Below are 10415 nucleotides of genomic sequence, written 5' to 3'. Positions count from 1 at the left end.
GTAAAAGACGTTTTTCCGAATATTCAGAAGTTAACTCAAGTGACGAAGCAGAGTATTTAATAAGATACATTTACATCATAATTTTGACTTCTTTTTGGGATAATTGCTATCTCACTATGTGCCCCTAAGTGCCATAGAATCATAAATTTAATACCTAAAATCATATTAATCTAATGTCCGCTTTGGTATTTTCTAATCAAATTAGAATTTTTGACTTTATAGATTCCTGATGAAATTTAGAACAATTCTATTATCTAAAGCAGGGCTTATTTTCATCGGTTCAAATGTCGCTAGATAAGCCAAGTCTAAGGTCTATATCAGTATTTATAATCAAACTTGAGTATTGATTTTTCACGTTTCAAGTTAAAAATTTAGAAGAACTTCATTGTCTAGTTTAGGACCGCTTGGTCGGAGCAGAAGTCATAAGCGCATCAAAGATGCTAACGACTGCTTTAAGTCTTGGAGCTGCCGTTAGTAAAGCAAACGCTACCGTCAACAATACGCACTATCATGACCACTTTTACCACAGACTATCAAAGAATCAAATATGACGCACAACAGGAGCTGAAAGAATTGCTTTAGATGATATTTTCACAAGAGTAATTTTGATGACTTCATTGTAGCCAATCTGAACGTTCAGTCCGCTCTAACCGTTCTTTAAATGTTTCAATCGTTAACATAAATCACCTCAATTCACTCAACCCCAACGCTATAGATTCTTGTTGAAAACGACCAGATATATTGATCACTCGTTCATAAGCATTCGTCAAAAAATGTTTTTCAACCACATCATCAAACCCATTTAAAGCAACTTCTAGCTTCGGTGGACTTGCTCTTTTCTTATCGAAAGTCACAGCACTTAAATCTTTACCTTCAATATCCTCTTGAAGGACAGCTTTCATCTTCTCAAACTTAACAACATCAGCTTCAAAAGGAACGTCTTGTTTAACACGGTATGCGTACTCTAAAAGCTTTGGCTCAGCAGGCATGTACATAATAGCCTCTTGATTTTTAGAACCCGTCATTCTCAGTATTCGGCCTAAAATCTGTCTAAAGTGCATTTCCGTTTTTATATTGGTGAGATGACAACAAACCTGTAAACGAGGAATGTTTGTTCCTTCGCTGATCATACCTACCGAAATTATCCATTTAGTTTGTGCATGCCTAAATTGTTGAATAATACTGGTTGGCTCACTTTCCCTGTAGGTAACAACAACGGTATCTTCGTTAAAGCAGGTTTTCATTAATGTTGATATTTTTCGTGCATGATCAACAGATGAAGCAACAATTAAGCCTGCCGCGTCTGAGTTTTTTGTTCTTATTGAGCTTAGCTTTTTTTGTGCAGAAGAAATTACGTATTTAATTACCGCTTCATTTTCAATAATCTCCTGATAAGGAACTACTGACTCCATTAATAAAGATTTAAAGCTACTGAATGTTTTTGTCTCAACGTCATCTACAACCGAAATATTATTATTATCAATCGCAATTATCTGCGGCACACGACAAACATCATCTGTAATAGCCTCAGAAAGCCCATAAACATAATCACACGATATTTTGTTGCTAGGGTGCATATAGTTTGAAAGAACAATAGGAGCCGCGTCTGAGCGCCAAGGCGTTCCCGTTAAGGCTAATGTAAATTTAGCCTTATCTTGAATGTTCAGTATTATCTGTTCACCCCATGAATTGGCATTATCAATATTAGATCCCGCACAATGATGAATCTCATCAAAAATCACGAAAACTCGATACCGTTCAAATAACTGCCAAAAATTAACATCTAAATACTGCAAATTTTGATACGTTAAAGATCTCCCTCTAGCCCCTATCAACCCATCAAATCGTTCCTGAGTTTTTAACTGCAAACTTTCACTAAAATCTTGAGAAACAATTGAAGAAGGTGAAAAACAGATGATTAAATCAACCATGTTATTTTTTAACAACTGATTCGCTAATTCAGATGCCATCAAGGTTTTACCTGATCCTGGTGTTGCTAAGGCTAAAAAATGGCTAGTGCCATTTTGATATTGTGTTAAAGCTAAATTAATACACTCAGCTTGCCATTGTCTTAGTTTCATATTTTCTCTAGTGGTTCATCTTGCTTAAGTAAGCCTTCAATAGCCCTGATCTTCCCTAATATTCTGGTGTTGTTATCTCTAGCCTTATTGTATTGCGGCTGTAATTCATCAACTAACTCAGGAAACTCTGAATAAAGCTCTTTATAAGCTTCAGACTCACCAATATTTAATAGCAGTTCAGCTTTATAGTGATTCAATTTACCAAATAATTTCACTTGCTTATCATTCTGTTTTTTAGGTGAATTAATTACTTCAAACTTAGCCAGTATTGTTATTACATTAATATCAAAATCTTCTGTTTTATTGAATCGGGTGAATCCTTTTTTATTCGATATCCGTTTCTTCAGCCACCCCTTTTTTACCAGCTTTAAAAGTTCGGCATATATATTTCGTCTAACTTTTGCAGGATCTAAAGAAGAGTCGCTTTTCAAGGCTAAATAAGCGGACCTGACATCGCTCGTTGTGAAGTGATCAAAATTTGTTGCGACAATAATTTGAGCTACAAAATGGTCAAATTTCAAAGTAAATCCTAATCAACATATAACAATAATGGGTATTATAGGGCGTGGTGCTTTACTGCTCAACATGAAAATCTAATCATTTTGCCTGAAGGAAAAATAAGGTGAGTGATTTAGTTAAAGAATTCGGTAAAATGCTTCGCTTAAAACGCAAATCTGCTGGTTACTCTCAAGAGAGTTTTGCCGCGTATGTAGGCATAGAAAGGGGTAATTACGGTAAGATGGAAAGAGGTGCTGTTAATATTAAATTAGAAACATTATACAAACTGACTAATGCACTAAATTGTGAGTTTGAAGAGATAATGCCTTCAAGACTAAAGCATAAAATTGATCTAGATTAACTTAAAATCAATTTAACCATCACTACTCATTTTTATAAAAGTAAATTCATATATTTCAGTTTGTTATGTCATAATGACTCACTAGAACATGAAGCTTAAAGTCAACTTGGAAGATCTAATGAGCAATATTTCAGTAAAATTAAAAATGTACCCTGCAAGTAATGGAGATGCTTTTTTAATTTCAGCAAACGTGCCTGAGCCCTTAAATATCATGATAGATGGAGGCTATGCAAGCACATACAATAAATATATTTCCCCCGATTTGAAAGAACTTGCATTAGAAGGCTGTTCTTTAAATTTAGTAGTGGCAACACATATAGATGCTGATCATATTCTAGGCCTTATTGAATTTTTTAAGTCTAATGGTTGTTCTACAAAATCTAAGATAATACCAGTGCTTAATGTTATACATAATAGTGTTCGAAGTTTAAATCCATTGAAAGCTGATCTTATTCGAAATGATGATTTAGAGTTGTTAAAAGAAATAAATCATCAAGGATATCCAATATCTGAAAATAAAACAGAGGAAGAAATCAGTGCTCGGCAAGGAAGTTCATTAGCTGCATTATTACTAGCGGGTAAATATAATTGGAATTTTTCTGATGGAAATCAGAGTATTAATTGTGATAGTTTCCCGACAATAAAATTAAATAGCAATGCAAGTTTGAAGCTTCTTGGCCCCTCAATTGAACGATTGAATGAATTAAAAAAATGGTGGCTAAAGGAGTTACAAAGGATAGGTATTATCGGAGGGATTACTGAGGATATTATCTTTGACGATGCATTCGAGTTTTTATGTGCAAAAAATCTTTTCAAAAGAAATTATACAAAAAAGGAAAAAGATGTAATTAGTCAGGTTAGCGGTTCCAGCACTCACTCCCTTAAAGATGTTTATTCCCCTGACTCATCTATTACTAACTCTAGCTCAGTAGCTTTTATTGCTGAAATTGGCTCTGCCATGTTACTTTTTCTTGGTGATGCATGGTCTGAAGATATTGAAATAAAAATTCAGGAGCTTAAAACCAATACAAATAAATTACTATTTCAAGCAATTAAAATATCACACCATGGAAGTCTGCATAATACGAGCACATCACTATTGGAATTAATTGATGCCGCATCCTATTTTATTTCTTCTGATGGCAATCATCATGATCACCCTGATATTGAAGTATTAAAGGAAATTGTTGATAGACCAAGTAGATTTACGCGACGTCTTTATTTTAGTTACCCCACCCCAGCATCTACATTTATGAAAAACTACAAATCACAGAGTGGCGCTTGTTTTACTGTTCATGAAACTGCAAATAATTGGATTGATCTGACTTCGGAAATATTATGATAGAAAATTTTGTTAAAGCTTCAACTTGTAAAGTTGATTGTGGTGATGAGCTAGGAACTGGTTTTTTAGTTTCCGAAAGTATGGTCCTCACAGCTCGCCATTGCGTAATTGAATCTATTACCGATGATGCTGAAATAGAGTTATCTTTCCCTGAGCATCCAGACAGTTTAGTTGCAAAGGTTATTTCAGTAAGCGATGAATATGATTTATGCCTTTTATCTATTTCAGAAGATTTAGATATTACTCCTATGGAATTTGGCGACACCATGCCTGTAGAGGGAGAAGAATGGTACGCATGTGGCTTCCCTATAATCAAAAGAACTATTGGTCACCGAGTATCCGGAAACATATTACAAACTCTTAGTCAGCCAAAATTAAAAATCGATATTGACTTAGCTATTAAAAAAGATGTTGCCCTAACACAATATGACGGATTTTCTGGCGCAGCCTTAATTTGTGATGATGTATGTAGAGGTCTCATCCGTTTAAAAGTTGATAAAACTATTGCTGCTATTAGTGCAGTTAAAATAACTGAGTTTCTTGAACAGCATAATGTTCAGATAAAACAAAATAAATCTAAGTCCAATGACATTTTGATTCAACGTAAAGAATTTCAACTAGCATTTGAGGAAAAAGTCAAAGATTGTAAGGGTGGATATATATTTCTTAGTGGTTCAAATGGTATAGGTAAGTCGAGTTATTGTAATCACTACCGACCTTTTGCCTCTTCACTAGAGATGCTTGGCTGTTATAGCCTATCTTCAGCTAGGGAGGAGCTAGGAGCGAGCCATAAAGTTCAACCAGCGGTATTGTTTGATTGGTTATCTACTACAATATCAATAAAATTAAGTGGAAAGGCGTCACGTAAGGAAGATTTGTCTTATCCTGTTTTGATAGAAAAAACATCAAAACTTCTTAGTGAATTTGGTCGTTATTGTTTATCACAAGGTCGACAAGGGCTTATATTTATTGATGGCTTAAACGAAGCTCTAGAAATTAGTGAAGAACAGTTTTCTCTGTTTATAGGACTACTCCCTACAAAGCTGCCAGAGGGAGTAACTGTTGTACTTACAGCCCCAAATTTTGAAAATATTTCATCCTACTTAAATGGACGAGTAGATACGGAAAATAAAATAGAACTACCAAGCTTAAAACGTAAAGTTGTTAGACGCTATTGTTGGAAAGAGCTTAGAGAAGAACGCGCAACTACATCAATTATAAAGATCGTTTGTGATAAAGCTCAAGGGCATCCACTGTACCTTAGGTATTTAATTGAATTTATAAATAACTGTTCTGATTTAAATGATTTAAACGAATTCCCTAAGTTTTCTGGAGCCGTTGGGGAATATTACGAGAAGTTATGGCTAAAATTACTTCAAGATCAAGAAGCAGTTAACCTCTTAGCCATACTCTCACGCTTGCGAAGTAGTATTAATATTGAAGAATTACCCAAAATTCTAAGTGCATCAGAACGTACCGTTTTAATCCCAACATTAAGTAGGGTTCGCCACTTATTAGCTAACTCTGAGACAACAACAATTTATCATTCATCGTTTTCTGAGTTTTTAATAGAAAAGACAAAACAACTTAATCAGGATGTTGAGGAAAGGATTGCAAAGTTTTGTATTGATAATAGTGACCTAAAATATTGTGCTTTAAATTCTGTATATCACTTTCTTCTCTCGGGAAACGAAGGTTGTTTAAAAGCAATTCAAAAGTGTGACCAATCATGGGTTGATCAATGTGTAACAATTGGAGTTAAGCCTGACACATTACTATTTGACATTGAAAATGTACTAACGGCAGTTACTGAATGTGGATCTACTGTCGATATTATCAGAATGTTGTTACTCTCTCATCGTGTTAATTTTAGATATAATACCCTTTTTGCTCAATCAGCCTCGCTGATTGCAGAAGCATTAGTTGCTTTAGGTAAACCCCAAGAAGCGATTCAACATACCATTAGATTTAATACTTTAATTATCAGTCCTGATGAAACTTTTAGAATAGTTGTTTTTTTACTTGATAAAGAATACATAAAGGAAGCTAAAGAGTTACTGACTCTATTAGATGAATCCATTGAGGGAGTACTTACTTCACAAGGACATCAACTTAATGATTATATTATTTTATGCCAATACCGAATTCGTAGCGCTCTTTTATTAGATTTTATTGATGAAAATCCTATAAGTTATCAGGCTATGAATATCCTTTATAGTGCTATGAAGACTATTCACACGAATACCGAGGAGTTATCTCAAGAAGACTTCTTCGAAATTACAGCTGAGTTACAGTGTATTGTCCCAAGTTTTAAGCTATGTTTCCCAGACATATATGCTGGTTTAGATGAGTTAAAACAAAGAGGGCTTCAATTACCGCCAAATATGCTGGAACTATTGATATGTACTTTAGATCATTGTTTAGATTGGTTTAATAACTTTCAAAAAATTAAAAAAAGCAAGTGCTTACCTGAAATACTATCGGATATCGAAGAAACACTGTTATCTGGTTTATACATAAATGAACGCTTTCCTACCCAAACTATTGATACATTAATACAAGTTGGGGCACCAGTATCGCTTATTGAAAACATGAACGAGGATGAGGCTCAGCCAACACAAATTAAAATATTAAATGATGATGGGGTTGAACTTGAACACCAACAGATATTTCAAGGTGCAAGTGACTGGCGAATTGCTACCTTTTTATCAGATGATGTAGATTGCCCTCAGTTTAACGGTTGGAGTAAAAGTAATTGGCTGAATTCTCTTGAATTGATACTCAGCGCGTTATATTGGTGTGAAGGCACTGCTCTGCGAGGTAAAGCAGAAAACAACGAAAACTTACTCAAAATTGCCATTGAAAACATACAGTCTCATGTTCTTTTACCGCTATCTTTTTCACTTAAAGAAAGAGTGTCATGGGAGAACAGCTATTCGATCCCTGAACAATTAGTACCTATCATATATAAAAAGCTTTCTGAGCTCTATTTAGATTGTTTTCCTGAAAAGTCACTATCATTTTTAAATTATATAGATGAAAACTTTAATACTCAGTTAGGAATATATTCTGAAGGATTTCGAGCTGCATTATTTTCAGTGATAAACGAATTTACATCTCTAGAACTAACGAGTGCTGTAAATGATCAAGTATTCGAAATACTGAATAATTGGAAGAACTTTATAGTTGATAATCTCGCTAATAGGCACGAGTTAGTTCCTGAATTACTGATGCTTATCCCTTTATTTGTCAAAATTGATGCTAATGAAATAGCAGAAGATCTATATCAGAAGATGCTCAATGTTTCCATGGGACCAAACTGGTATAAAGAAGATCAATTTGGATTGATGTTAAGCCTTATAACTAGCACCGAGAGCTTAGATTATGATCAAAAAATCATACCTAAAATAGCTGGTTTATTAGAGAAAGCATCCGGTGAAATGACTTTTCAGCGATTTGTTAGGTATGAAAAAGCAGAACTTATAGGAGAATTGGTACGTCATAAAAAGCACACTCAAGCAATTGGATATTTCAAAAAAGAGACTTGCGGAACTTTACCTGAACTTTTGATTGAGGCTACTAAAGGTGAAATTGATAGGGTCGACTATTTAACTGGTATGCGCTATCCAGGAGGTGCGTTAGATGAACAGGATGCAATTTTCAAACTTGTACATAATGCAATAGATGCAGATTGGCGTTTACGTTGGGCCTTACTTGAAATTTATTTGTTTGGAGATGAAAGGTATACCGACCGGTTTGCTAAGGAGTTTGCTGGATTAGTTAATTCATTTGGTGACGATTCTGAAGTTATTTTAGAAATGAAAAATAGAATGACGTTGTTAATTTCTTCCGAACTTTCTTATTCACAACAAAACGAATTTTTGAGTTCTTTTCAAAATACACTTGATAAAACATTTCACAAAAATTTTTCAGTCTTATTCGGGGGGCTCCCAACGGATAAAGTTAATGAGTCGCATATTAGGCATTCCGAATCAAAAGTAGATAAAGAGGTTGAAGAAGTTGATGACGATATGTTCTTTATGCCTGGAACATTTGGCCGAAGATCTGCTACTAAAGAAGCAAGTCGTCTATTGTCTACTGCTGAATCAAAAATTAAAAGAGGAAATACAACTGAAGCTCGGAACATAGCGGTTAGCGCTTTACAAGTTTTACAGGATGGAGGTTGGTCTATCTGGGGTAATCTATCAGGCGAAGCTAGTAGGTTGATGGATATTATACAAAGTAACAATTTAGATGCAGATAAAGTAAGTCAACTGTATGCCCCCTTATTACTTGATGAACGCTATGAATCAAGATGGCGTCTTGCGGAACACTTGATAGATAGGTGTGGCAGTATTATAAATGGTGAAAATATCACCTCTCTAGCTCATAGTGTTCTAGAACATATTGGGCTAATGGTCGGAGATGCAAAAGATGAAATAGAAAGTTTTGAATTCCTAGAAAGTAACGATACAAAGGATATATCGCTTGAAATATTAGATTTGATTCTTTGGCTTGCAGATCATCCCCAATGGTTACGTAAAGAGAAAGCGGCGAATATGTTGGCTTGGCTTTTAAGCAAAGACCATTCATATTATAAAACCCTTGCACCTGAAGCCTTTTCAATGCGAGAAGGACATGGGCCTGATGTACTTTGCGGTATATTTGATGGAATGTCTCTTTCGAAACCATTAGAGGTATGGGAACTAATCGAGCCTAATCTTGATGTTACTAATATTCTAGAATGTAGGCATATTAGTCGCTTAGCTATTTTACACCGTGTTGTTACTAGAGCTTCCACAATAGGGTCTGAATCAGCTACTAATGTACTAGATAAAATCAATGAACTTCTTAGTTCTAAAGGCCTTCTTAAAGATAGCTTTAATAATGATAGGCCTCTCCCTGTTTGGGCTAGTTGCATAAAAGAAGTTTGGGATGAATTGTATTCTCTAAATATCGTAAATGATGAATTTATAAAATGCTTTGAAGAGGAAATGAATAATGTATGTTCTCCTTTAAACGTTGAAACAGCATGGCAGCTTGAAGAAATGGTATCCCGAGGGTTTAATGTGAGTAAAACTCAAAGCTTAAATAGGTGGGAAGGGAATGTTCGCTTTGCATTAAATATCGCCTTATTTCATAGCAATAATAGGAATAACTTTTTAATTTTAGAGCCAATTCTTAGAGTGTTTAACCCTTCTAAATTATGGTTAACTTTTGTCTCAGGAAAGAAATCTAGATCTAATAAAATCATCGAGGCTCTTTCTAACAAATGTGATCCAAAAAGTGTTATTAATAACACCGGTTCTGTTCTCTTAAATTATCACGAAATGATAAATCGTGAAGATCTTAAAAGCTGTCTTCAAGTTGAAATTACAGCTGTTATGACCTCGAGTTACTCGGGATATAAAGCTACGCCTCCAACAGATAGTTCTCATTTTTGTTCAAAAATCAGTCCGGATATTAATACCAGTGTTCCAGGTAATGAAATTTCTCATCGAATTGATCCTGACTATGTATTTCTTGGGATTTATACACCTGCGATTCCAACAAAAGCTTTTGTAAAAATGATTAATGCTCAAGATTACGATTTCATTAGAAGTAATTGGAAAGAAGGTCGTTCTTCTAACCAACATACACTTGGACAACCAAATATTGAAGGGTGTTCATTAGAAATTAAACGAGAAAAACTTCGCTTACCTAATGGTTTTAATTTAGCTTGGGTGTTTAAAGTTAATGGTGAGGTTATTGGCATACAACGCGGAATGGGACTCTAATTATGAATAAGATTGAAACCATGGATACTCCTTCAACACGTGAGGAATTTGAATACCGTTTCCATGTATTAAATGAACAAATCAGAAGAGATAAGTACCATAACCCATTCTCAGCTGGACTTGATGAAGTTCGTCTTCTTCCTAACGGTCGTATTGATATATTAAGTATAAACGAACACGCTAGGTTACAAGCTAATACGATGTCCCAGTTTAATTCAAAACGGATGCAAGTGACGTGGTTTAATAGATTCGACTACCCCAGTTAAGAGATAATGAACTTAACTGGAGATCGAAAATGACAAAACGTAAAAAATATTCAAAAGAATTTAAATTAGATGCCATTGCTTTAGTCAAAG

Annotated in this window: 6 protein-coding genes; 4 read left to right on the top strand and 2 right to left on the bottom strand. The window is 34.7% G+C overall.

Features of this window, described 5'->3' with window-relative positions; all coding sequences use genetic code 11:
- Positions 1–683: 683 nt before the first annotated feature.
- Complete coding sequence (locus H4J50_RS17090; RefSeq protein ID WP_081149264.1) at positions 684–2081, bottom strand: DEAD/DEAH box helicase; 1398 nt, start codon at positions 2079–2081, stop codon at positions 684–686.
- Positions 2078–2602 (bottom strand): hypothetical protein, encoded by a 525-nt coding sequence (locus tag H4J50_RS17085; protein ID WP_081149265.1) that lies wholly within the window; start codon positions 2600–2602, stop codon positions 2078–2080. The genes H4J50_RS17090 and H4J50_RS17085 overlap by 4 nt, the downstream gene beginning before the upstream one ends.
- Positions 2603–2703: 101 nt before the next feature.
- On the opposite strand from H4J50_RS17085, the gene H4J50_RS17080 reads away from it, so the two are divergent.
- The 4 genes from H4J50_RS17080 (at position 2704) to avs1c (ending at position 10325) form a co-directional block, all read left to right on the top strand.
- The gene (locus tag H4J50_RS17080) at positions 2704–2940 is read left to right on the top strand and encodes a helix-turn-helix domain-containing protein (RefSeq protein ID WP_081149267.1); all 237 of its coding nucleotides are present in this window, start codon (positions 2704–2706) and stop codon (positions 2938–2940) included.
- A gap of 118 nt (positions 2941–3058) precedes the next feature.
- Positions 3059–4282: an AVAST type 1 anti-phage system MBL fold metallo-hydrolase Avs1a gene (avs1a, locus tag H4J50_RS17075; protein ID WP_081149269.1), complete on the top strand. Its 1224-nt coding sequence runs from the start codon at positions 3059–3061 to the stop codon at positions 4280–4282.
- Complete coding sequence (gene avs1b, locus H4J50_RS17070) at positions 4279–10059, top strand: AVAST type 1 anti-phage system protease Avs1b (RefSeq protein WP_081149270.1); 5781 nt, start codon at positions 4279–4281, stop codon at positions 10057–10059. Before avs1a ends, avs1b begins: the two co-directional genes overlap by 4 nt.
- Positions 10060–10061: 2 nt before the next feature.
- Positions 10062–10325 (top strand): AVAST type 1 anti-phage system protein Avs1c, encoded by a 264-nt coding sequence (avs1c, locus tag H4J50_RS17065; protein ID WP_182257469.1) that lies wholly within the window; start codon positions 10062–10064, stop codon positions 10323–10325.
- Positions 10326–10415: the final 90 nt, after the last annotated feature.

Source organism: Colwellia sp. 6M3, from assembly GCF_014077595.1.
In the GTDB taxonomy this organism is placed as follows: Bacteria; Pseudomonadota; Gammaproteobacteria; order Enterobacterales; family Alteromonadaceae; genus Cognaticolwellia.
The sequence above is the reverse complement of the archived record's forward strand: the minus strand, read 5'-3'. Positions and strand labels throughout refer to the sequence as shown.